At 54.8% G+C, this 21,951-nt stretch carries 20 protein-coding genes; 8 read left to right on the top strand and 12 right to left on the bottom strand.

Annotation, left to right across the window (positions count from 1 at the left end):
- Nucleotides 1–27: 27 nt before the first annotated feature.
- A complete protein-coding gene (locus VI01_RS01395; protein WP_045813741.1) occupies nt 28–2,622 on the bottom strand; it encodes an EAL domain-containing protein in 2,595 nt (864 codons plus the stop codon).
- A 216-nt stretch (nt 2,623–2,838) separates the two neighbouring features.
- Between VI01_RS01395 and VI01_RS01390 the strand changes: the two genes are divergently transcribed.
- On the top strand, nt 2,839–3,486 hold the full coding sequence (locus VI01_RS01390; RefSeq protein ID WP_034830547.1) for a CPBP family intramembrane glutamic endopeptidase: 648 nt from the start codon (nt 2,839–2,841) through the stop codon (nt 3,484–3,486).
- 43 nt (nt 3,487–3,529) lie between these two features.
- On the opposite strand, the gene VI01_RS01385 is transcribed toward VI01_RS01390, so the two are convergent.
- Nucleotides 3,530–3,715, bottom strand: a complete 186-nt coding sequence (locus VI01_RS01385; RefSeq protein WP_034830477.1) for a hypothetical protein — start codon at nt 3,713–3,715, stop codon at nt 3,530–3,532.
- 213 nt (nt 3,716–3,928) lie between these two features.
- On the opposite strand from VI01_RS01385, the gene VI01_RS25535 reads away from it, so the two are divergent.
- Nucleotides 3,929–4,099, top strand: coding sequence for a hypothetical protein (locus VI01_RS25535; RefSeq protein WP_007887091.1), 171 nt, complete (start codon nt 3,929–3,931; stop codon nt 4,097–4,099).
- A 111-nt stretch (nt 4,100–4,210) separates the two neighbouring features.
- Nucleotides 4,211–4,444 carry a hypothetical protein gene (locus VI01_RS01380; protein ID WP_038648712.1) on the top strand — a complete coding sequence of 78 codons (234 nt, stop codon included), beginning with the start codon at nt 4,211–4,213 and terminating at the stop codon, nt 4,442–4,444.
- A gap of 111 nt (nt 4,445–4,555) precedes the next feature.
- On the opposite strand, the gene yniD is transcribed toward VI01_RS01380, so the two are convergent.
- The 6 genes from yniD to VI01_RS01355 all read right to left on the bottom strand — a co-directional run bounded on the left by yniD (nt 4,556) and on the right by VI01_RS01355 (nt 10,256).
- Nucleotides 4,556–4,663, bottom strand: coding sequence for a small membrane protein YniD (gene yniD / locus VI01_RS25655; RefSeq protein WP_097117533.1), 108 nt, complete (start codon nt 4,661–4,663; stop codon nt 4,556–4,558).
- Between the two features lie 78 nt (nt 4,664–4,741).
- Nucleotides 4,742–5,170 (bottom strand): OsmC family protein, encoded by a 429-nt coding sequence (locus VI01_RS01375; protein ID WP_038648715.1) that lies wholly within the window; start codon nt 5,168–5,170, stop codon nt 4,742–4,744.
- 66 nt (nt 5,171–5,236) lie between these two features.
- Nucleotides 5,237–6,427 carry an FMN-dependent L-lactate dehydrogenase LldD gene (gene lldD / locus VI01_RS01370; protein WP_038648716.1) on the bottom strand — a complete coding sequence of 397 codons (1,191 nt, stop codon included), beginning with the start codon at nt 6,425–6,427 and terminating at the stop codon, nt 5,237–5,239.
- Complete coding sequence (lldR, locus tag VI01_RS01365; protein WP_045813740.1) at nt 6,427–7,212, bottom strand: transcriptional regulator LldR; 786 nt, start codon at nt 7,210–7,212, stop codon at nt 6,427–6,429. Before lldR ends, lldD begins: the two co-directional genes overlap by 1 nt.
- Entirely contained in the window at nt 7,209–8,858 is a 1,650-nt protein-coding gene (gene lldP / locus VI01_RS01360) for an L-lactate permease (RefSeq protein ID WP_045813739.1), read from the bottom strand. The genes lldR and lldP overlap by 4 nt, the downstream gene beginning before the upstream one ends.
- 228 nt (nt 8,859–9,086) lie before the next feature.
- Complete coding sequence (locus VI01_RS01355) at nt 9,087–10,256, bottom strand: cyanate transporter (RefSeq protein ID WP_045813738.1); 1,170 nt, start codon at nt 10,254–10,256, stop codon at nt 9,087–9,089.
- 87 nt (nt 10,257–10,343) lie between these two features.
- Here VI01_RS01355 and VI01_RS01350 point away from each other — a divergent pair, with 87 nt between their 5' ends.
- Entirely contained in the window at nt 10,344–11,204 is an 861-nt protein-coding gene (locus VI01_RS01350; RefSeq protein ID WP_045813737.1) for a LysR substrate-binding domain-containing protein, read from the top strand.
- 89 nt (nt 11,205–11,293) lie between these two features.
- Nucleotides 11,294–12,661, top strand: a complete 1,368-nt coding sequence (locus tag VI01_RS01345) for an amidohydrolase family protein (protein WP_045813736.1) — start codon at nt 11,294–11,296, stop codon at nt 12,659–12,661.
- A 78-nt stretch (nt 12,662–12,739) separates the two neighbouring features.
- Here the strand turns inward: VI01_RS01345 and VI01_RS01340 are convergent, their stop codons facing one another.
- Nucleotides 12,740–12,937, bottom strand: coding sequence for a hypothetical protein (locus VI01_RS01340; protein WP_038648725.1), 198 nt, complete (start codon nt 12,935–12,937; stop codon nt 12,740–12,742).
- 388 nt (nt 12,938–13,325) lie between these two features.
- Between VI01_RS01340 and dbpA the strand changes: the two genes are divergently transcribed.
- From dbpA to VI01_RS01325, 3 genes are all read left to right on the top strand, one after another.
- Nucleotides 13,326–14,705, top strand: a complete 1,380-nt coding sequence (gene dbpA, locus VI01_RS01335) for an ATP-dependent RNA helicase DbpA (protein ID WP_045813735.1) — start codon at nt 13,326–13,328, stop codon at nt 14,703–14,705.
- A 125-nt stretch (nt 14,706–14,830) separates the two neighbouring features.
- Nucleotides 14,831–15,793 (top strand): chemotaxis protein, encoded by a 963-nt coding sequence (locus VI01_RS01330; RefSeq protein WP_045813734.1) that lies wholly within the window; start codon nt 14,831–14,833, stop codon nt 15,791–15,793.
- Between the two features lie 300 nt (nt 15,794–16,093).
- Nucleotides 16,094–17,650 carry a methyl-accepting chemotaxis protein gene (locus VI01_RS01325; protein WP_045813733.1) on the top strand — a complete coding sequence of 519 codons (1,557 nt, stop codon included), beginning with the start codon at nt 16,094–16,096 and terminating at the stop codon, nt 17,648–17,650.
- A gap of 37 nt (nt 17,651–17,687) precedes the next feature.
- Here the strand turns inward: VI01_RS01325 and VI01_RS01320 are convergent, their stop codons facing one another.
- From VI01_RS01320 to VI01_RS01310, 3 genes are all read right to left on the bottom strand, one after another.
- Entirely contained in the window at nt 17,688–18,977 is a 1,290-nt protein-coding gene (locus VI01_RS01320; protein ID WP_045813732.1) for an HAAAP family serine/threonine permease, read from the bottom strand.
- 499 nt (nt 18,978–19,476) lie between these two features.
- Entirely contained in the window at nt 19,477–20,472 is a 996-nt protein-coding gene (locus tag VI01_RS01315; RefSeq protein ID WP_038648733.1) for a glycosyltransferase family A protein, read from the bottom strand.
- Complete coding sequence (locus VI01_RS01310) at nt 20,469–21,776, bottom strand: oligosaccharide flippase family protein (protein WP_045813731.1); 1,308 nt, start codon at nt 21,774–21,776, stop codon at nt 20,469–20,471. Before VI01_RS01310 ends, VI01_RS01315 begins: the two co-directional genes overlap by 4 nt.
- Nucleotides 21,777–21,951 lie beyond the last annotated feature (175 nt).

The raw sequence follows: 21,951 nt of genomic DNA, 5'->3' as shown, positions 1-21,951 counted from the left end.
ACCGCCGCCATAACCGAGAAGCCGCACTTATTGAGCGGCTTCTTTTTCATTCTGCAAGCGCACTTTAAACGCCGCAAGTGGCATTGGCTTGCCGAGAAAATAGCCCTGCCCCTCTTCACAAGAAAGCGCCTTAAGCTCATTGAGCTGCGCTTCGGTTTCAATCCCTTCTGCCGTGATGGTGAGTGCAAATGCCCGCGCCAATCCGACAATCCCCGCCACCACTGATTGTGCCTGTCTGGATTCCGGGAACTCTTTCATCCACGATCGATCGATTTTCAAGCCATTGAACGGGAAGGTTTTGAGATAGCCTAAGGCAGCATAGCCGGTACCAAAATCATCCACCGTCAGCCGCACACCCAGCGCACGCAACCCCTGCATGATTTCCAGCGCACGATCGGGATGCTCGAAGGTCACGTTTTCAGTGATCTCCAGTTCCAGCCGTGTGGCCGGTAAACCGCTAACCGCCAGCGCGTGTGCGACACGATCCACCAGATCGCTGTTACGAAATTCCACCGGAGAGATGTTCACGGATACGTAGCGCTGGTCGCCCCAATCGCTGGCATCATGGCAGGCGCGCATGAGTACCCAGTCACTGATGGCAGCGATCAGCCCATTCTCTTCCGCCAGCGGAATAAAGCGGTCAGGGGTAATCCATTGTTCCTCAGCCACTTGCCAGCGAATCAGCGCTTCCGCGCCAGCCAGCTGTCCACTTTGCAGCTGGTAACGCGGCTGATAGTGCAGTGAAAACGTGTTGTTGCGCAGCGCCTCTTCAATCGCCTGCACCATATCGCGTTTCGATTGAATATGGTTGGCCATATCGTTGGAGTACCACACCCAGCGATCGCGTCCAGCCGTGCGTGCCTGACCGAGTGCAATGTCCGCCAGTCGCAGCAAGGCTTCCGGTTGGCTGGCATCCTGCGGTGCGCTGACAATACCCATGCTGGCGGTCAGGCTCAGTTGGTGCGAGCCGGTGATAATGGGCTGATGGACGGCGCGTTGCAGCGCTCGGCAACGATACTCCAGACCGGCACGCGAGCTTTCGCGCAGCAGCAGAATAAACTCATCCCCGCCCAACCGTGCCGCCAGCTCATCAGGACCAATCAGATTTTTCAGCCGCTGAGAGATCTCATTCAGCACCACATCGCCCACCGCGTGGCCCCACGAATCGTTGATCGGTTTGAACTGATCCAGATCGAAGCTGATGACAAACAGCGGTGTCGCTTGCGTGGCGTGTTCCAGATGCGTGGTCAGAAATTCCTGCAGTTGCATGCGGTTGGCGAGGCCAGTGAGCAGATCGTGGCGTGACAGGAACTGGATGCGTGCTTCCGCATCCACTTCATGGGTGATATCAGACACTGCACCGCGAAAGCCGGTACGCAAGCCGTTGCGGCGAATGGTCTTTGCCATCAACTCACCGATACGACGCTCACCATTGGCGGCCATAAACTGACAGCGCAGCGGCACATGCTGCATTTCATCGCCCTGACGCAGCAGCCAGGCCACCAGCGAATGGCTAGGATGGCTAAGGAGCTGATCCAGCGGGCGTCCAATCCAGCTTTTGATATCGTGACCGGTGACTGCCGCAAAGCGCGAGGAGAGATAGCAAAGACGGCCCTGATCGTCGACTTCCCAAATCCAGTCCGAGGCGGCTTCTGCCAGATCGCGAAAACGCTCTTCACTGTTGGCCAGCTCACGCTGGCTGATGGCTAGCATTTCAAAGCGACGATCGGAAATGACCGCATTATGCAGTGCATGGCGCACCACCCGGCGTGTCACCAGCGCAACCGCCAGCGCCGTAAACAGCAAAAGCGGCATCATCAGCCAGATCACGCCAAAACCGGGATTTTTGGCCTTCCAGCGCAACACCAACGGTTCCCCCTGGATCACCGGCTCAACCAGCCGCGGTTCATACAACGCATCGTTTAAGCCATTGGCAATTCGTGGGGCAATCACGTTAAGCGACTTGCCAAGTGCCTGCATTTTTTCCGGTGTCATGATTTTCACGAAAACCATCACCGAAGGCGGGCCAGGGATATTGGGGAGATTGGGCACCTTTCCTGGGGTGATCGGCGCAGCCACCACCAATGCCGGCTGCTGATTAATCATCGCATTGCGCGTGATGCCCTCCTCAGCCTGGTGACGTGCGGCGGCCAGTAACAATGCACTTTGCCCGCCTAACCAACTCTCCAGCGAAGCCTCTGACAATTTGCCATCCACCACCGCATAGCGCGTTTTGCCTGCACCATCGATCACAAACACGCCGTCGTAGTGATACTCCTTGTACAGACCCGGCCCTAAGTTCTCCTCGTCCCACGCCCAGACTTTATTCACCGTCAGATGCAGGTTTTTCCAGCCTTCGCCCCAGTTCGCGTAATCACGCACATCAATAATCATATTTTGCTGCTGCTGCTGCCAGGCCTGGCGCATCAGGTTGACATCCTGCTGGATCGAGTCGCTGTTTTGTCGGTGGGCTATCACCAGCACCATCACGACTGAAAGCAGCAGCACGCCAAACAGCAGCGACGTCAAGGTGCGCAAACTGCGTCGCGTCACCCGAACGGTGTGCGCTTCCATATTAGCCCTGGCAGGCAAGGTCGCGTGCCGGTGATACTCAGAATTCATGCAATATGCTCGCAAAACAGAGGCAGCAAAAGAGAAGACAGGGTGCGCGTTCAAGACGCCTCTGTCCTGTAATGGTTTTTTCGGTTATCGGCGCAGGCCGCCGCAGATTTAGTCCTCGCGGCGGAATTTTTGAGCAGTGCGATTCTGTGTGGGGCCATCTCGACAGCGATGATCGCCATTGCTACTATGCGTTTTCCTCTGCCCATTGAGCTGACTATGGACACCCAATCCGACAAAGTGACGCTGACGCTGTTCTATGCCGCGAGCTTTGTGGTGTATTACGTCGTGACCATGCTGATTACGCTGTTTCCCAACTACGGGGCGCTGCGTAATAACGGTTTACTGGTGCCTGTGCTCTGCTTGTTCGAATTCGCGGTCATTTATCCGCTGTATCGTTTTTACTGCCAACGCCGCACTGACATTCCGCTGGGATATCTCCGCCCTGGTCAGGCGTTACTGTTTGTGGGTGCGCTGGTGGCACTGATGGTGGCGCAAACGCAATTCCTGCAACCGGAAGGCTGGTTGATTGCCCAGAGCCAACAGGGTCGCAGTTCGATGTTGATCCTGCTGCTAACCGCCGTGCTGCTGGCGCCAGTGTTTGAAGAGGTGTTGTTCCGCGGTTTTCTGTTACAGGGGTTTCTGTTGTGGGCGCCGAAGAGTCGCTTCGCCTGCATGCTGCTCACCTCACTGCTGTTCGCCGCGATGCACACGCAGTACGTGCATTGGGAAACCATAGTGGCCCTGACGCTGTTTTCACTGTTGCTGTGTTACGCCCGTCTGCGCAGCAATAGCCTCGCGCTGCCCATCTTCCTGCATACGTTGAATAACTTGATCGCGATTCTGCCCGCCTGGTTCTACGCATAAAAAAAACAGCGCAATCTCTTGCGCTGTTTTTAGGATAAAAGCATCAGGAAATGGCCGAGTCTTTGTGTTTGTCCGCCTCAAAATGGGCTTTGAACTGCTCGTAGATAGAAATCATGTTTGAAGCATCGCCTTGCATTGGGCTGAGTTTGCCTGCACGCACCAGTTCAATCACCAGTTGCAGCGCGGCTTGTTTTGGGCTGCTGGCCGGATGGGCAATTTCGTTCAACATTGGTCACTCACTCATCATTCTTGTCAGGGCCGCACAGTTTAGCCCAGATTGTACTGCTGATGTGCGTCCGGCTGGTTATAATCTCACCGTTCGCACCACCAGGCCGCTCAGGGTGATCATTGACTCTCGTGCCGTTTGGCTATACTGGATTAAAAAAAGGAACAAATAGCCACTGCTTCCGTATCATCAGGAACGTGTTAAAGGAGTCCAATCATGCTGATTGGTTTTGTGTTGTTAGTGAGCGCGTGTGGACATGATGCCTGTGACGCCTTACCCGTGTCAGAACGTATCTACCCGACCAAAGTGGCCTGTGAGCAAATGGCCGACCGCATCCATAAAGTCCGGCCGAATGTGGTCCTGCTGTGCGGGGAAGTGCACCGTTAATTCGGTGCCATTTTATATTCATTGTACAAAAAATAAGCCAGACGGCATTGCAAGATCGGCGCGCAGCGTCCAAAATATAAGCTGCTTTACACTATTACCGTTGTGAATCCCATGAAGAATCATCGCCCCCGTCGTCCAAACGGACGCTGGGTTTATTACATTTTGTATGATGGCATTCTCTGGCCCTGCCCGGTACGTTGGGAGTGGGAGAGCAGCTTTGAAGGCTGGTTGCCATTCTACTACTCACCCACCTTTGAGTTTGTGGCGGGCGACCCACGCAAGGCCTATCGCATTGCGCGCAGCAGTGTGCGTAACGTTCGTCAGCCAGACAGCGAATACGCCTGAATCAACCGAGTTACCACGGTAACCAGGAGGCGGTCAGCAGATAGTGCACCCCTTCCAGCACCAGAATCACCATCACTAGCACGCCGAGCTTATGGCGGCAGATCCAATCTTTCAGCCCCATATCATGGCAGCCCAACGAATCAGCATCAGCGCGCCGCAAATGCACAGCAGCACCACAATCATTTTCCAGTGTTTAGTTGCAGCCAGTTTTTTCCCCACGCATCCTCCAGACGGCAGAAAGCAACGATGCGCCCAAAGGCGCATCGCTATTCTACCGCTGGTAAACCGTAAGGGCGATTAATTATTCAGCGTGTAGTCCAGGCTGATCTCGGCATTCAGCACCTGAGAGACCGGGCAGCCCGCTTTGGCTTTCTGAATAATCTCATCAAATTTGGCACTGTCGATGCCTGGCAACGCAATGGTGCTGGTCAGTGCGATTTTGGTAATGGCAAAACCTTCACCTTTTTTGTCCAGTGACACATCCGCCGTGGTGTCGATGCTTTTTGGCGGATGGCCAGCCTGACCCAGCATCAGCGACAACGCCATGGAGAAGCACGCCGCATGTGCAGCACCAATCAGCTCTTCCGGATTGGTGCCCTTCTCACCCTCAAAACGGGTATTAAAACCGTAAGGCTGGTTGTTCAGCACGCCGCTTTCGGTGCTCACAGTACCTTTGCCTTTGATGTCGCCTTCCCAATGGGCCGATCCTTTCTTATGAATGGTCATGTCATTCCTCCTGTTAGTCAGACAGCAGTCAGTATAGACAACGCCACTCATTTTGCTTTCCGCGCCTCAGCTCACGGCACGTGGACGAGCCGGATGTAAACCCGCTTCGCTCAGCAGCGCATTCGCCTGCACCAGCGAGTCTTGGGTGATCTCGGCAATGGTTTTTGCCCCGGTCAGCGTCATCGCCACTTTCATCTCTTTTTCGATCAAATTCAGCAAATTCTCAACGCCACGCTGGCCATGAGTCGCCAGCGCATAGATAAAGGCACGGCCTAGCAGCACGGTGTCTGCACCGAGCGCGATCATGCGCACCACATCCAGACCATTGCGGATACCACTGTCAGCCAGAATGGCAATATCGCCTTTCACGGCGTCTGCAATCGCGGGCAGTGCACGTGCCGATGACAGCACGCCATCCAGCTGGCGTCCGCCATGGTTAGAGACCACAATGCCGTCCGCGCCAAAGCGCACCGCATCACGCGCATCTTCGGGATCCAGAATGCCTTTGATCACCATAGGGCCATCCCAGAACTCGCGAATCCACTCCAGGTCTTTCCATGAGATCGACGGGTCGAAGTTATTGGCCAGCCAGCCAATGTAATCTTCCAGTCCGGTGGGCTTACCTAGATAAGCAGAGATATTACCGAGATCGTGCGGACGGCCATTCAGCCCCACATCCCACGCCCACTGCGGATGCGTCACCGCTTGCCAGTAGCGACGCATCGCCGCGTTTGGCCCGCTCATGCCCGAATGCGCGTCGCGGTAACGCGCGCCCGGCGTCGGCATATCCACGGTGAAGACCAGCGTTGAACAGCCCGCCGCTTTCGCGCGTTCCAGTGCGTTACGCATAAAGCCACGATCGCGCAGCACATACAGCTGGAACCACATCGGACGATTAATGGCAGGCGCCACCTCTTCAATCGGACACAGCGATACGGTGGAGAGCGTGAACGGAATGCCTTTTAGTGCCGCTGCACGCGCGGCCTGCACTTCCCCGCGTCGCGCGTACATGCCGCACAAACCCACAGGCGCTAACGCGACCGGCATCGACAGCGTTTCGTTGAACAGTTTGGTTTCCAGACTGAGATCGGACATGTTCTTCAACACACGCTGACGCAGTGCCACGTCCGACAGATCGGACACATTGCGCTTCAGGGTGTGTTCGGCATACGCGCCGCCGTCAAGGTAGTGGAACAGGAACGGGGGCAGGATGCGTTGCGCCGCGGCGCGATAGTCACTGGCTGCAGAGATGATCATCAGTTTTTTTCCTTACGATTATCCAGAGACTCGCCTGGCAAGCGGGTAATCCGCGCCTGCCGGGCTTCATCTTCATGGAGCGATTTCAAGGTGGTATGCACAAAGCCGGGGTGATCCATCGCCGCCTGGCGTGCCGACTCGGCATCACCGGCCATCACCGCATCGAACATCGCCTGGTGCTGTTCATTCAGGCGATTAAAAATCACCGGCTGGGTGTACATGCGCTGGCGGCTGTGCAGTACCGAAGACTGCAGCAAATCGAAGAAACCGCGCATGGTTTGCAGTAGCACCACATTGTGCGAGGCCTCAGCAATGGCGAGATGGAAGCGCAGATCGGCCTGCGCCGCGATATCGGGATCGTCACAGTCGTGCATCTTCAGCAGCGCATCAAAGGCAAGACGCAGCTTCTCTTTATCCGCTTCCGTGGCACGCAAGGCGGCGTGCCAGGCGGTACTGGCTTCGATGGCGTGGCGCGCTTCCAGGATATCCCAGCGATAATCCGGGTCGTCCGCCAGCAGTTGGCGAATCGGCTCGACAATCCGCTGTTCCGACCAGGGTTCCTGCGGCTCACATAGCCAGGTACCGCCGCCGCGTTTACTGATTAACACGCCGCTACTGATCAGCTGCTGAATCGCCTCACGCAATGATGAGCGTGACACACCGAACTCAGCGGCCAGCTGGCGCTCGGCCGGTAAGCGCATACCCGGCTCCAGCTGATGTTTCTCAATCCAGGCGAGCAATCGCGCCCGTAGCGTTTCCGCTAATCGCGGCGTGTTTTCTGTCATGGAATCATCCAGGTTAAGACATAAGCTTGCAGCGTCGTGATCACCCCCACCATACAGGTGAAGATCAGACTGTGTTTAACGGTAAAGCGGAACAGATCCGACTCTTTACCCACCAGCCCCACGGCGGCGCAGGCGATGGCTATCGACTGAGGTGAAATCATCTTACCCGTCACGCCCCCCGTGGTGTTGGCGGCCACCAGCAGCACATCCGACACACCAATCTGCTGCGCGGTGGTGGCCTGCAACGCCGCGAACAGCGCATTAGAAGAGGTATCGGATCCTGTCAGAAACACACCAAGCCAGCCAAGGAACGGCGAGAAGAAAGTAAAGGCATTGCCGGTGTGCGCCAGCGCTAAGGCCAGTGTGGCAGACAATCCGGAGTAGTTGGAGATAAAGGCGAAGGCCAGCACCATACCGATTGAGTAGATGGGCAATGCCAACTCTTTCAGCGTCTCACCGAAGGTCTGGATCGCCGCTGCGGGCTTCATACGCAGCCAAATCACTGACAGCACCGCCGCCACGATAATCGCTGTGCCGGTGGCTGACAGCACATCAAACTTGAAGATGGCCGCATAAGGCGTTGCCGCACTCACCACCGGTGGCATACGTGCCACCAGCTCATGCAGCAGCGGCACCGGAACGCTAAACACCCAGTCGTACATCACGCCACCTTTAGCAAACAGCGCTTTGAACGGCGGAATGCTCCACAGGGTGACGGTGGCAGTGAGGAACAGGAATGGCATCCACGCGCGCACAATCTGGCCCAACGTATAGCGCTTGTTCGTTTGTGTGGGATCGACAGCGGTTTTCTCATCGAAGCGGAAAATACGCACCGGCTTCCAGCGGCGCAGGAACAGCGTGAGGCAGATGAGTGAGGCCAGCGAGGAAATGATGTCCGGCAGTTCAGGGCCGAGGAAGTTGGAGCTGAGGAACTGGGCAATGGCGAACGATCCGCCCGCCACGATCACCGCTGGCCATGTTTCCTTGATACCGCGCCAGCCATCCATAATCGCCATGATCCAGAACAGTACAATGATGGTCAGGAACGGCAATTGACGCCCGGCCATCTGCCCGATCTGGAAGCTGTCGAGTCCGGTGACTTGCCCGGCGACAATAATCGGAATCCCCATCGCACCAAAGGCCACTGGCGCGGTGTTGACGATCAAGCATAAGCCAGCCGCGTACAGCGGATTAAAGCCTAATCCCACCAGCAGGGCTGCGGTGATCGCCACCGGTGCGCCAAAACCCGCCGCCCCTTCGAGAAACGCGCCGAAGGAGAAACCGACGATCAGCATCTGCAAGCGCTGATCGGGAGTAATCGAGAGGATCGAAGCGCGGATAATGTCGAATTGCCCGGTTTTCACCGAGATTTTATACACAAATACCGCCGCGACGATGATCCAGGCGATTGGCCACAGGCCGTACAGGAAGCCATATATCACGGAAGCCAGCGCCTGGCCCAACGGCATACCATACAGGAACAGCGCCACCAGCAGTGCAATCACCACCGTGGCGGTGCCCGCCTGATAGCCTTTCAGCTTGAGCTTCAGCAGCGCGAAGAAGAAGAACACAATCGGAATCACCGCCACCAGGCTGGAGAGCCACAGATTGTTGAGAGGATCGTAGTTTTGTTGCCACACCGGCATGCCGTTATCTCCAGAGGTTACCAGATGAGTGCAGCGCAACGGCAATGCAGGTTTGCGCCGCAGGTCTTGCCCTTCTGCTCACTGAAATTGGTAGGACCAAAATGCAGTGCGGGGCTTTCTGGCTCCAGATAGTTAATGCATTGTTAACCTAAAGCAACGACGCTGGGGTGATTTTTCGTGTTATGTGACGATGTGGCAACATTTAAATCGTTTTGGTAGGACCAATACTCACTCTGTCTGACCAAAGGCCCGACGATAACTGTGGGGATGAAAGCGAAGATTCAGCACGATCAATCCCACCGTCACGGCGCCCTGCATCATCCATACGTTGGTAAAACTGTGCGTCAGCGCCTGCAACTGACCGGCGATAAACGGCATACACCCGGCGATGATGAAACCTGCGCCCTGCATAAACGCCACCAGGCGTGCACCCGCCTGCGGATGTGGCAGGTGATCGAGCGCCAGCACCATCGCCAGCGGGAACGCAGCCCCTAAACCAAATCCGGCAATCGCCGCCCACAACCATGGCGCCAACAGGGGGGCAAACAGGAAACCGCACATACCGACCAGCTGGCAAACCAGACTGATGATCAGCTGTGGACGACGATCCGCCTTGCGCGCCAGCAAGGGCATCAACAACGCGCCTGCCACCTGGCAAAGGATCATCACGCCCAGCAATGAGCCGCCCGCCTGTGCTGACCAGCCAAGATGGTGATAAGCATCCGGAAGCCAGGCGACGCAGGTCGCATAGCCGCCATTGACCAGGCCAAAACTGAGTGCCAGCGACCAGGCGCGCGGTTTGCGCCAAAGCGAGGGCATAGAGACCGACTCTGCGCTTTGCATCACCGGCACACGCACGATCCACCACAACACAATCGCCAGTAATACGGGCAGTGCCCAACCGGTGAGCGCCAGTGACCAGCCGAAATGCGCGCTGAGCCACGGCGAGAGTGCTGCCCCCAATCCGCCGCCGCCCATTAACGCCCCCGCCCACAACCCGGTAACGGGGGCGCTGCGCTGGGCAAAACGCTGGCGAATCAACCCCGGCATCGCCATCTGCACCACGCCAACCCCCAGCCCGGCAAAAAGCGCGCTGACCACCAGCCATTGCCCGTCGTGAATCACACCGCGTGCGGCCAGCGCCAGCAGCAGCAGGATCAGCCCAGCGATCAACAAACGTTGCAGCGGAACACGTTGCATCAGGGAGGCACTGAGTAGCGCCACCGCGCCCATCATCACCATCGGCACGGCGGGTAACAACGAAGCGGCAATCGAAGAGAGGCTCATGGCCTGGCGAAGTTCGCCCAGCAAGGGGCTAACAGAGGTCAGTAACGGACGCATATTGAGCCCGGCCAGCACCAAAGCGGCGAGCGTCAATCCGTTGGAATGTCGGTTCATACACAATCCTGCAGTAGAAAGGTTGTCAGGGTCGCAGCAATGGTTACTATTTGGAAATGAAATAACGCCATAGCGATCAGTGGATAAATGAATCGTCAGCCGATGTTTACGCCGCAGCAGTTACTCAGTTTTGTCGCGGTATGTGAAACCGCCAGCTTCACACGCGCCGCTGAGCGCGTGCACCTCTCGCAATCCACCGTCAGCCAGCAGGTTCGCCGCCTGGAAGAGATGATTGGTAAAGCGCTGCTGGAACGCACCTCGCATCAGGTGGTGTTAACTGAGGAGGGAGAGAAATTACTTGGCTATGCCCGCCGGATCATTGCGCTCAACGGCGAGGCTCACGATGTACTGAGCGACAAGTGGCGCGATGGCGTCCTGCGCCTTGGCGTGCCAGAGGATTTTGCAGCCCCCACCGCAGCACTGCTGGCACAGTTTAGTCGCGAACATCCTCAGTTGCGCCTCGACGTGATGAGCGGTATGTATGTCGACTTGCATCGTGCGTGGCAGCGAGAAGAGCTGGATATCATGCTGATCAAGCAACCCGGCGGTGAACGCCCATTGGCAGCGCGACCGGAACCCCTGCTGTGGCTGGACAGCGCCGAACACCCCTGCTTTGAGCAGACGCCAGTGCCGCTGGTGGTATTTCCCCAGCAGGGACTGTATCGCGAGGAGATGTGTCAGACGCTGGATGCGCTGGGCCGCAGCTGGCGCATCAGTTATAGCAGTGCCAGTCTGGTGGCGCTCGCCAGTGCCAGCGCGGCGGGTTTAGGCCTGACCTTGCTGCCTGCCAGCTGTCGCTTGCCGGGGCATCGCGTGCTGGATGAAACTCAGGGTTTACCGCCGATCAACCACTTCGAACTGGCACTCTTTTGCCGTTCCCCACAGGACGATTTGCAGCAGGCGCTGGCCGAGGCGTTAGTCGAATTTTGCCAGTTGAAGTGGCAGTGATTTTTCCACTGCTCAGCAGTGGGAAATATCGCAGCGCCGCGCCCCGGGTTTTGCCAGATTAACGTTTTCCTTGTTGACTGGAGCCTCTGATGCACCTCACTTCACCTAGCCGTCGCGATTTCATTAGCCAGGGCGTCCGCCTCACCGCCGCCGGAAGCCTGCTGGCAGCCGGTATGAGCGCCGCCGCTCCCTCGCCCTCTTCCGCCGTATCGCCAATCTCTGCGCCGCCACCGCGCGTGGACCATTACCAATTGCTCAACGTACGCCTCGAAGAGGGCTTTGAGCGTGACGGCAACGACATCATCGCGACGCGGACAGCGCTTTACGATATCACCGTCAAAGACGGCAAATTTGCCGCCATCGAAGCCGCCGGTACAGCGCGCAACGCCGACATTCCGCAGTGGGATGCCCAAGGCTCGCTGCTGTTGCCGCGCACCCGTGACATGCACATCCACCTGGACAAAACATTTTACAGCGGCCCCTGGCAAGCCCCGCGTCCGCGCCAGGGCAAAACCATCATGGATATGATTGCCCGTGAGCAGGTACTGATCCCGCAGCTGCTCCCCACATCGCAGGCGCGTGCTGAAGCGTTGATCGGCTTATTGCACAGTAAAGGCACCACAGAAGCACGCAGCCATTGCAACATCGATCCGGTGAGTGGCCTGAAAAGCCTGGAGCATCTGAAGCTGGCGCTGGCGAACCACCCCGAATTTCCCTGTGAAATTGTCGCCTTCCCGCAGCACGGTTTACTGCATTCAAAAGTGGATGGCCTGATGCGCGAAGCGATGCAGATGGGCGTGCAGTACGTTGGTGGACTGGATCCCACCAATGTGGATGGCGCTATGCAGGCCTCGCTGGATGCCATGTTCCAGATTGCGCTGGATTTTGATCGTGGTGTCGATATCCATCTGCACGAAACCGCGCCGTCTGGCGTGGCGGCCATTCAATATATGGTGGACACCATCGCGAAGAACCCGCCGCTCAAAGGCAGAGTGACGCTGAGCCATGGCTTTGCGCTGGCCACGCTGGAAGGCAAAACGCTCGATAAGATGATTGCAGGCATGGCTGAACAACAGATGAGCGTGGCGTCTACTATCCCCATCGGCAAACTCACCATGCCGTTACCGCAATTGCAGGCCGCGGGCATCACGGTGATGACCGGCACCGACAGCGTGATCGATCACTGGTCACCGTTTGGCACCGGCAGCATGCTGGAGAAAGCCAACCTGTATGCGCAACTCTATCGCGGTTCGGATGAGTTTGGTTTGAGCCGGGCACTGCACATTGCCACCGGCGGCATCCTGCCGCTGTCGAATCAGGGCGAGCGCCAGTGGCCGAAAGTGCAGGATGATGCCAGCATGATGCTGGTTGAGGCGAGCTGCTCCGCCGAAGCGGTGGCACGAATTTCCCCGCTGCGTGCCACCTTTCAGCGTGGTACCGCGGTGTTCAGTGCCTGAGATTAAAAAAGCCTCCGTGAGGAGGCTTGATGAACGGTAAATGCAGGGGCGGCATGCGCCCACTGCAGATGGCTGGATTTACGATAACATCTGAATCGCCAGCGCATACAAACGCTGGTTTTCATCGTCGCTAACTGGCTCTTCTTCCGCGTAACAGGCAATCATGGAGCTGACTTTATCCGAAGATAAGGTCTCTCCGTGCAGATGCAGGGTTAACACGGCGCGGCCGACGATTTTCAGAATGTCTTCGTTTTGTCCCTGGACGTAAAGACTCAAAGTGGACCTCTGAATATATTATTGTTTGCCAAATGGCGCGCCAAATATAAAGCAAAACGGCAGGTTATTTTAATCGGAATTTTACCCATCTTAAGTGACACATAAGCGTAACATAGACAAAAACAGGTCAAAAAGACGCTATACAGTCCCTTTATCAACGCTAATTGCACCTTTTCATTCAAAAAAGACGTTTCACACCGTTTAAAACAACCGGCCATACTGACAAAAATGATTAGAATTTCACATCTATAAAAGGTGAATAATTAGCCAAATGATCGCCGCGCTAATCGATTTCACTATGTTATCAATGACGCGATTTGCATTGCCGATAGCAGCCCTTTCTGCGAGACTGACCGCCGCAATCCTGACCGCTATTTGAGACATTCCCGTGACCGCTTTTTCTACCCTGACGCAACTCCCTGCCAGCCAACTCGACAACCTGCGCGAGATGGGCTTCGACGCCATGACACCTATTCAGGCGGCTTCATTGCCCGCCATTCTTGAAGGGCGCGATGTGCGTGCGCAGGCGAAAACCGGCAGCGGTAAAACGGCAGCCTTTGGTATTGGCTTGCTGCAACGCATCGATATCAGCCGCTTCCAGACCCAGGCTTTGGTGTTATGCCCTACCCGCGAATTGGCGGATCAGGTGAGTAACGTGCTGCGCCAACTCGCGCGCTTCACGCGCAACATTAAAATTTTGACGTTGTGTGGCGGCCAGCCGATGAGCGCGCAGCGCGATTCGCTGGTGCATGCGCCACATATTGTGGTCGGCACGCCGGGCCGTATCCTTGATCATCTCAAGCGTGACAACCTCGACCTCAACGCACTGCAGACGCTGGTGCTAGATGAAGCCGATCGCATGCTGGAGATGGGGTTCCGCGACGACATGGAAGCCATCATCGGGTTCACGCCGGAAGCACGTCAGACACTGCTGTTTTCTGCCACCTGGCCAGACACCATTGCCAGCCTCAGCCAGCGTTTCCAGCGCGATGCTCTGGCCGTTGCCACAGAAGATAAAGCCGAATTACCCGCGATTGACCAGCAATTTATCGAAGCCAGCGCCAGTGAGCGTGGCAATCTGCTCAGTGCTCTGCTCAGCCAGCAGCAGCCTGCCTCTTGCGTGGTGTTCTGTAATACCAAACGTGAATGTGATGATATCGCCGCCGCGTTGAACGATCGTCAGATCAGCGCGTTGGCGCTGCATGGCGATCTGGAACAGCGCGACCGTGAGCGCGTCCTGATCCGATTCGCCAATGGCAGTATCCGCGTGTTGATTGCCACCGATGTGGCCGCGCGCGGGCTGGATATCAAATCGCTGGCGTTAGTGGTGAACTTCCAACTGGCCTGGGATCCTGAGGTACATATCCACCGCATCGGCCGCACCGGTCGCGCGGGTGAGAAAGGGTTAGCCGTGAGCTTTGTCGCGCCCGATGAAATGGTGCGTGCTAATGCACTGGAAGAGTATCTGAGCCAGAAACTCAACTGGGTTTCCTCCGCCACCTTGAAAGGCAAAGCGGCGCAAGCGCTGCCTGCCACTAAAATGACGCTGTGCATTGATGGTGGGCGCAAAGCCAAAATCCGCCCGGGCGATATTCTCGGTGCTCTCACCGGTGAAGCCGGATTTAGCGGCGATCAGATCGGCAAGATCGACCTGACGCAGACGCATGCTTATGTCGCGATTGATGCGGCACAGGCGAAGAAAGCGCTGATCAAGCTGAAAGAAGGCAAGATCAAAGGCAAAAGCGTCCGCGCCATCCTGCTGAAGTAATCCCCTTTTGCGCGAGGGCATCCGCTCTCGCGCTAAAATTTCTGCCCGCCCCTTCATTTTTTTCCCGCGCTGCCGATAAGTTAATCATTGCCCCTTTACCTGCCCAGATTCCGCTTGAGGCCATGATGGATAATTTTCAGAAAGAGATCGATGAACGCGCTAACCTTGCGCTTTCCAATAAATTCGAACTGCTGCTGTTCCGCCTGGGTTCCGATCAGCTGAAAGGCAAATCTGAGCTCTACGGCATCAACGTTTTCAAACTGCGTGAAATCGTGCCAATGCCGACCATTACCCGTGCGGCGGGTATGCAGTCACCGCTGCTCGGTATGGCCAGTATTCGCGGTCAGTTTATCCCGGTCATCGACCTGCCCGCGGTGACCGGTTGCAAACCGGAAACCGGCCTCAATCTGCTGCTGGTCACCGAATATGCGCGCAGCACGCAGGCCTTTGCTGTGGAGTCGGTGGAAAATATTGTGCGCCTGGACTGGAATCAGGTGCACACCGCTGAAGCCGGCATTGGTAGCCGCAATATCACCAGTATTGCCTGCCTCGACACCGACGGTCAGAGTAACAATCTGGCGATGGTGCTGGACGTTGAGCAAATTCTGTATGACATCATCCCTTCCGTGCGCGGCGTTGAGCCGAGCGCCGAGACGGCGAAAGACTTCAACCTCAAGCCCGGCCAGGTGGCGATTGTCGCGGAAGACTCCAAAGTCGCGCGCCAGCTACTGGAGCAGGGTCTGAAAAGCATGGGCATTCCAGCCATCATGCATAACACCGGTCTGGAAGCCTGGATCAAAATTAACGAGATGCAGAAAGAAGCCGCAGCGGCAGGCGAGTCGATCCACGACAAAATCGCGCTGGTGCTAACCGATCTCGAAATGCCAGAGATGGATGGCTTTACGCTCACGCGCAATATCAAACGCGACGACGCATTACGCCAGATTCCGGTGGTGATCCACTCCTCGCTCTCCGGCAGTGCCAACGAAGACCATGTGCGTAAAGTCGGCGCCGATGGCTATGTGGCGAAATTTGAGATTAACGAACTGTCCAGCGTCATTCATCGCGTACTGCAGAAGAAACGCTAATCCTTTTTATCTTCTCCCTTTTCCAATCAGGCGCGATTTTCGCGCCTTTTTTACGCCCTGCCTGCACCCACACACATCGATCCACTCATTAATCATGTTAACGATTTTGTGACGCACCTCTAAAAAATTAAAGTTAAAACATTAACAACCGATAACTGATAGCGCTTGAACCGGTGCTGCCATACCAGATTAATTACGCCCGGTAAGTATCTTTACCTTATAAAACATCAGCCTGATGCAGGCCAACTGCCTGCTTTTCCGTCTTGAAAACAACACTATTTAGCATTACGGGGAGAACCAATGTTGAGCTTAAAGAATATGAAAGTGGGCGCCCGTTTAGGGATAGCCTTCGCGCTTGTCGTGGCCCTACTGGGCGTAGTCGGTGTGACGTCGATTATGAAAATTAACAACATCAAAAACGGCATCACCTCAATTGTGGAAGACCGCTATGTCAAAGTCCGTTTGGGTTTTGACGTGCGCGATGGCGTGAACGATCAGATCAAATACCTGCGCGGTATGGTGATTGATACGCTGCGCCCGGAATCTAACGTGCAACGTTACAAGCAGTTGGATGAGGCAACCGAGCGCACCAACAGCGCCATGAAAAAGATTGAAGCCATTCAGGTTACCGAAATCGGTAAAAAGAAAATCGCCGGCCTGCTGGCCGCCAGTCAACTGTTTGAGCAGCAAAAGAATGAAGTGCTGGATCTGGTACGTGCAGGCAAGCTCGAGGAAGCCAGCACTTATGTGCTGAAGAAAATCACCAGCACCCAGAACGCCTACCTTGATAGCGCGGTGGCTTTTGCCAACTCTCAGTCAGATCAACTGCGCAAAGAGGGCTCTGGCATTATTGATGACGGCTCTACCGCCATCGAAATCACGCTGATCTTCTCGGCGATCGCGATTGCCGCCTCCGTGCTGCTTGGCTTTATGCTGACGCGCTCAATTGTGCGTCCGCTGAATGAAGCGGTGGGCATTGCCGAGAAAGTCGCGGCGGGCGATCTCAGTTCAAACATTGAAGTCAGCGGTAAAGACGAAACCGCCGTGCTGATGCAGGCACTGCAGGCGATGAACGATAACCTGCTGACGATTGTGTCGAACGTACGCGCCGGTTCTGACACCATTGCCGTCGCGTCGAATCAGATCTCCAGCGGTAACATCGATCTCTCATCCCGTACCGAGCAGCAGGCCAGCTCGCTGGAAGAGACCGCCTCCGCCATGGAGCAGATGACCGCGACCGTGAAGCACAATGCGGATAACGCGCGTGAAGCTAATCAGCTGGTGGCCACCACCTCAACCGTCGCCAAAGAGGGTGGCGTGGTGATGGAACAGGTCATCGAGAAGATGGAAGCGATCACCCTCTCTTCTAAGAAGATCGTCGATATCATCAGCGTGATCGATTCCATTGCCTTCCAGACCAACATTCTCTCACTCAACGCTGCGGTTGAAGCCGCTCGCGCGGGTGAACAAGGCCGTGGATTTGCCGTGGTGGCGACAGAAGTGCGCAATCTGGCACAGCGCTCCGCCTCTGCCGCGAAAGAGATTAAAGTCCTGATTGAAGATTCAGTCTCGAAAGTGGATGAAGGCAGCCGTCTGGTGACACATGCGGGAACCACCATTGGTGAAGTGGTGAACAGCGTGAAGAGCGTGGCGGATATCATGAGTGAAATCACCATTGCCAGCAGCGAACAAAGCAGCGGTATCAGTGAGATCAATCTGGCCATTACCCAGATGGAAGCGGTCACTCAGCAGAATGCCGCGTTGGTGCAGGAAGCCTCTGCCGCTTCACAAGCGTTGCAGGAGCAGGCCGATCGACTGGCGCAGTCAATGAGCGTCTTCAAGACAGCGGCAGTGTAAGACAGAGCGGCGCGATTCCTCGCGCCGCCCTTTTGCATTAATTCATCAGCGAATACGCAATCGACGAAATCGCTAACAGGCCAACAATGACCACAAACACATTGCTGATTTTGCCACTGTACTGACGCATCGCCGGGACTTTCTGAATCGCGTACATCGGCATCAGGAACAGAATCATCGCAATGATCGGTCCGCCCAGAGTTTCAATCATCCCGAGAATGCTCGGATTCCAGGTGGCAACCAGCCAGGTGGTCAGCAGCATAAAGCCGGTTGTCACGCGGTTCAGACGCTGAGGCGATACGTTTTTCCCCCGGCTGCGCAGCGATTTCACCACAATTCCATTGAAGCCTTCACGCGCGCCCAGATAGTGGCCAAGGAACGATTTGGTGATGGCGACCATCGCCACAATCGGTCCCATCCAGGCAATCATCGGCACATTAAAGTGGTTCGCCAGATAGGAAAGAATGGTGATGTTTTGATCTTTCGCCGCCTGCAAATCCGCGGGTGACAGGCTCAGCACGCAGCTGAAGACGAAGAACATCACCGTCACCACCATCATCAGATGTGCGCTGGCGAGAATGCGTGAGCATTTCTTTTCCGCGCCTGCGCCATATTCATTGCGCTTCGCCACCGCAAACGACGAGATAATCGGCGAGTGGTTGAAGGAGAACACCATCACCGGAATCGCCAGCCACAGCGTCATCCAGATGCTGCTATCGCCCGACCCCTGGCTGAACGACAGCGTTTCCAGAGCTGCGCCGTGCCAGTGTGGTACCAGATAAGCCGCCAGCAACATCAGCACCGCAACAAACGGGAACACCAGCACGCTCATCGCTTTCACGATCATCTGCTCGCCAAAGCGCACCACGGTCATCATGCCAATGATCAGGACCAATGACAGCACCACGCGCGGCGGCGACACCATACCGAGTTGGTGCACGATGAAACTGTCGACGGTGTTGGTGATCGCCACGCTGTACATCAGCAGGATCGGGAAAATAGCGAAGAAATAGAGCAAGGTGATGATTTTGCCGGCGCCCACCCCGAAATGCTCTTCCACCACTTCAGTAATATCTTCACCGGGATTTTTACCCGACAGCACAAAGCGTGTCAGAGCACGGTGTGCATAGTAGGTCATGGGGAACGCGAGGATTGTCATAATAATCAGGGGGATTAGACCACCTGCACCTGCATTGATAGGCAGGAACAAAACGCCTGCGCCTATCGCTGTACCGTAGAGGCCCAGCATCCACACGGTATCACTCTTACGCCAGCCTGTTGAACGGGCCTCAACCGTGCCCTGCGCAACGGTTTGTGAGTTGTCCATCTGTCTCTCCAGAATTTAAAGCTTTTTAAACAATGCAGCCGAAATCACGGCGGCTAAACATGCCATTGGTGCGACGGGGCACATGCTACGCGTTTTTAACGACTTAAGGTTGCCTGAACGCAAGACATGCATCACAAAGCCGTCATAAATGCGTGAATAGGTCATTAAATCAACAGAAATGCATGACTCACGCACGCAAACGTTTGCATGGGCGCTATTTGACCTGAGAGCATGCTGGAGTGCAAGGATTTGTCGGGCTCGAATGGCCGACTGCCCAGGGTATTAACAGGAGAATCATGTGCGAGACAGCGAGGAGTGAAAGGCGGGTCGTGCTGGCAGGGAAAATGTGGCAACGGCGAACCGTTGCCACAGGGACTGCAGTAGAGAAAGGTGAAACTCCCCCGGCAACTGCTCTCTGGCGAAGCCATCGTTCCACTCGGTATTCTGAGAAATATCCGCAGCAGACAATGACAGAGAATAATCCCGGGGGAATTTCAAATCAGAATGCGCGCATTCTGTAGAGTGCATAAAGGAAATAGTACGCTGTGATAGTATTCAAATTCATAATCATGTACTTCAGTTTTTCATTTTTATTTAGCAGAATGAAAATCCCTTTCGAGTATTTCCCCCGCTTTATTTCATTAATTTCCTGCGCGATATCCGCAGGTGAAAACGACGAATGATACATCGCTGTGACAATTTGCATGTCTAACGCCAGCACGCGTTTTGAAATGCCTTTTAACAGGTAATCGAGATTGCTTCCCTGATATTTCTCAACGATAGAATCATACAGCGTGGTCAGAAACTGTTTCCTGACTTTAAGCTCGCTGTAATGAACCTTTTGCTTGGATAATGAACCGGCAACATCTTCATAATGGTAGGGCGTTCCCTGAGTGACCAGAAAATTGCTAATACAGCTGAAGAATTTGAGGTTAAATAACAGGTCCTCACTCATCGAGATCCCCTCAATAAAGCGCAGATTCAGCTCACTCAGTATCTGGCGGCGATAACACTTGTTATGCAAATAACCGATGTTATCGCTCATCTCCAGCTCACCGAGCACATAAGGAATATCCTCATTGCTGAAGAAGCCAGCCCGAGAGACCTTGCCCACGCGACCGTCGTTGAGGTTGCCTACCATCAGATCTATCGACTCCGTTGGCCATGCCTCCAGATTCTGTTTGAAGATCATCAGGAAATCATCATCCACCCAATCATCTGCATCGAGGAACAGAACATATTCCCCACTGGCCTGCTGCAACCCGCTATTGCGAGCCGCGCTGACACCGGCGTTCCTTTGGTTGATCACCGTGACCTGAGAATAACGTGAAAACTCCTCCAGTACGTTTAGGGTTGAATCAGTGCTACCATCATTGACCACCACAATTTCATAATTACTGAATGTCTGATTAAGCACACTCAGCAATGTCCGCTTGATGGTTTTTTGTGAGTTATAGACGGGAATAATAATACTGAAAAGTGGTTTTTCATTCATGATAAACTCTCTTTACTGTCTGAGGTTTTGTAATTGACAAATAACTGCCATAGTTTCCTGGGGTTGAAAAAAATCTGATGAATACGCATCACCGGTTGCGCAGTGAAGAAATAATTAAGCAGCGAGAAAGAGAGGAATTCGGTTAATACCACGCTGAGGGCAGCGCCGGTTAAACCCAAAAGTGGCACCAATAAAATGGACGATGCCAGGCAGATAATTAATACCGCAAAGGTCTTTTTCACTAAAAAGCGATAACCGTTGTACTTAATAATAAAACGGTCCATTAAGCTGCTGAGCACACCACACATCGCACCCACACTGAGCAACAGCGTCGGCGCGATGGCATCGAGATACGCCTCGCCGTAAAAATCACGGATAAACCAGCCCGAGAGTTGCCATATCGCCATGATCACGATGGCGGATACTCCCAGCACCAGCAGATGCAGTTTTTGCGCTTTGATAATTGACTGCTCATCATCACGCTCGGCAAAGAACGCCGGAAAAAATGAGGCCAACAAGGCATTAGGTAAAAACACCCATGAGGTTGCCAGCGTCATGGCGACAGCAAATATCCCCGCCTCTTTTACGCCGAGGAAATACGAAACGCTGAGTTGATTGACGCGGGTATAAATCGCGATGGCGATCACCGAGAACACCAGCGAAATGCCGGATGCCACCATGTAGCGCGAATACTTTTTGATGTGGCGCAGCGCCGGGATCGGCCCCTGGCGATGATAGCGCCAGAAGATCGCCAGCTTGATGCTGAACGGCAGCAATGTGGCCAGCACAATGGGGATCGCCAGAAACTGAGGATCCAGCTGCAGATATGAAATAATGAAGCGCACTGACAGACTGATTGCGAGGCCAATCACATTGGCGATCACATTGAGTCGGGCGTTGAGCATGGCCTCGTTGTAGATATTGACCAGATCAATCGACGAGAACAGACAGGCAATCGCCGCTGCGCAGATAAATACCAGCGCTTCACGGCTCCACGCCTCTCCCATGATCACCATGCCGCTGAGCGCTAAACCGCAGTAAATCAGCATCACCAGCAGAAAAGTCGCCATCATCAGGCGAATACCTGAATGACGATTTTGCGAAATACGCTTCAGCAAAATCACATCGCTGCCCATAACGGCGATCGACTGAATAAACTGAAACACCAGCATGGAGAGTGAGATAATGCCGAAGGTGGTCGGTCCAACATATTTCGCGACATAGGACGTCACAAAAATCAGACCAAACACCGCGATGAGTTTTTCAGCAATCATCCACATCGAATTTTTTAATTTATCTTTCACAGATCAACCTCAGTGAGATTCATGGCTAAGCCAAACTTCACGTCCCTTTCGTCCGGCTTAACATTAACTTTGATATATTTAGGAGTTTCCTCAGGCAGGAATTACCGGCCTTTAAACGCTCATAAAACGGTGGGCTAAATAAGATTATCGCTAACCAAATCGTGCAATTTTATTA

The sequence above is a fragment of the Pantoea sp. SM3 genome (assembly GCF_000963995.1).
Classification (GTDB): domain Bacteria; phylum Pseudomonadota; class Gammaproteobacteria; order Enterobacterales; family Enterobacteriaceae; genus Pantoea; species Pantoea rwandensis_B.
This window is presented reverse-complemented; position numbering and strand designations above follow the sequence as displayed.

Bases quoted from the DNA above. Each gene is read 5' to 3' on its own strand.
- VI01_RS25535 (WP_007887091.1), top strand. From the start codon at position 3,929: ATGCTGATTGGTTTTGTGTTGTTAGTGAGCGCGTGTGGACATGATGCC.
- lldR (WP_045813740.1), bottom strand. From the start codon at position 7,212: ATGACAGAAAACACGCCGCGATTAGCGGAAACGCTACGGGCGCGATTG.
- VI01_RS01330 (WP_045813734.1), top strand. From the start codon at position 14,831: ATGGATAATTTTCAGAAAGAGATCGATGAACGCGCTAACCTTGCGCTT.
- VI01_RS01315 (WP_038648733.1), bottom strand. From the start codon at position 20,472: ATGAATGAAAAACCACTTTTCAGTATTATTATTCCCGTCTATAACTCA.
- VI01_RS01325 (WP_045813733.1), top strand. From the start codon at position 16,094: ATGTTGAGCTTAAAGAATATGAAAGTGGGCGCCCGTTTAGGGATAGCC.
- VI01_RS01350 (WP_045813737.1), top strand. From the start codon at position 10,344: ATGAATCGTCAGCCGATGTTTACGCCGCAGCAGTTACTCAGTTTTGTC.
- lldD (WP_038648716.1), bottom strand. From the start codon at position 6,427: ATGATCATCTCTGCAGCCAGTGACTATCGCGCCGCGGCGCAACGCATC.
- lldP (WP_045813739.1), bottom strand. From the start codon at position 8,858: ATGCCGGTGTGGCAACAAAACTACGATCCTCTCAACAATCTGTGGCTC.
- VI01_RS01375 (WP_038648715.1), bottom strand. From the start codon at position 5,170: ATGACCATTCATAAGAAAGGATCGGCCCATTGGGAAGGCGACATCAAA.
- VI01_RS01345 (WP_045813736.1), top strand. From the start codon at position 11,294: ATGCACCTCACTTCACCTAGCCGTCGCGATTTCATTAGCCAGGGCGTC.
- VI01_RS01385 (WP_034830477.1), bottom strand. From the start codon at position 3,715: ATGTTGAACGAAATTGCCCATCCGGCCAGCAGCCCAAAACAAGCCGCG.
- VI01_RS01355 (WP_045813738.1), bottom strand. From the start codon at position 10,256: ATGAACCGACATTCCAACGGATTGACGCTCGCCGCTTTGGTGCTGGCC.
- VI01_RS01320 (WP_045813732.1), bottom strand. From the start codon at position 18,977: ATGGACAACTCACAAACCGTTGCGCAGGGCACGGTTGAGGCCCGTTCA.
- VI01_RS01395 (WP_045813741.1), bottom strand. From the start codon at position 2,622: ATGAATTCTGAGTATCACCGGCACGCGACCTTGCCTGCCAGGGCTAAT.
- VI01_RS01380 (WP_038648712.1), top strand. From the start codon at position 4,211: ATGAAGAATCATCGCCCCCGTCGTCCAAACGGACGCTGGGTTTATTAC.
- VI01_RS01390 (WP_034830547.1), top strand. From the start codon at position 2,839: ATGGACACCCAATCCGACAAAGTGACGCTGACGCTGTTCTATGCCGCG.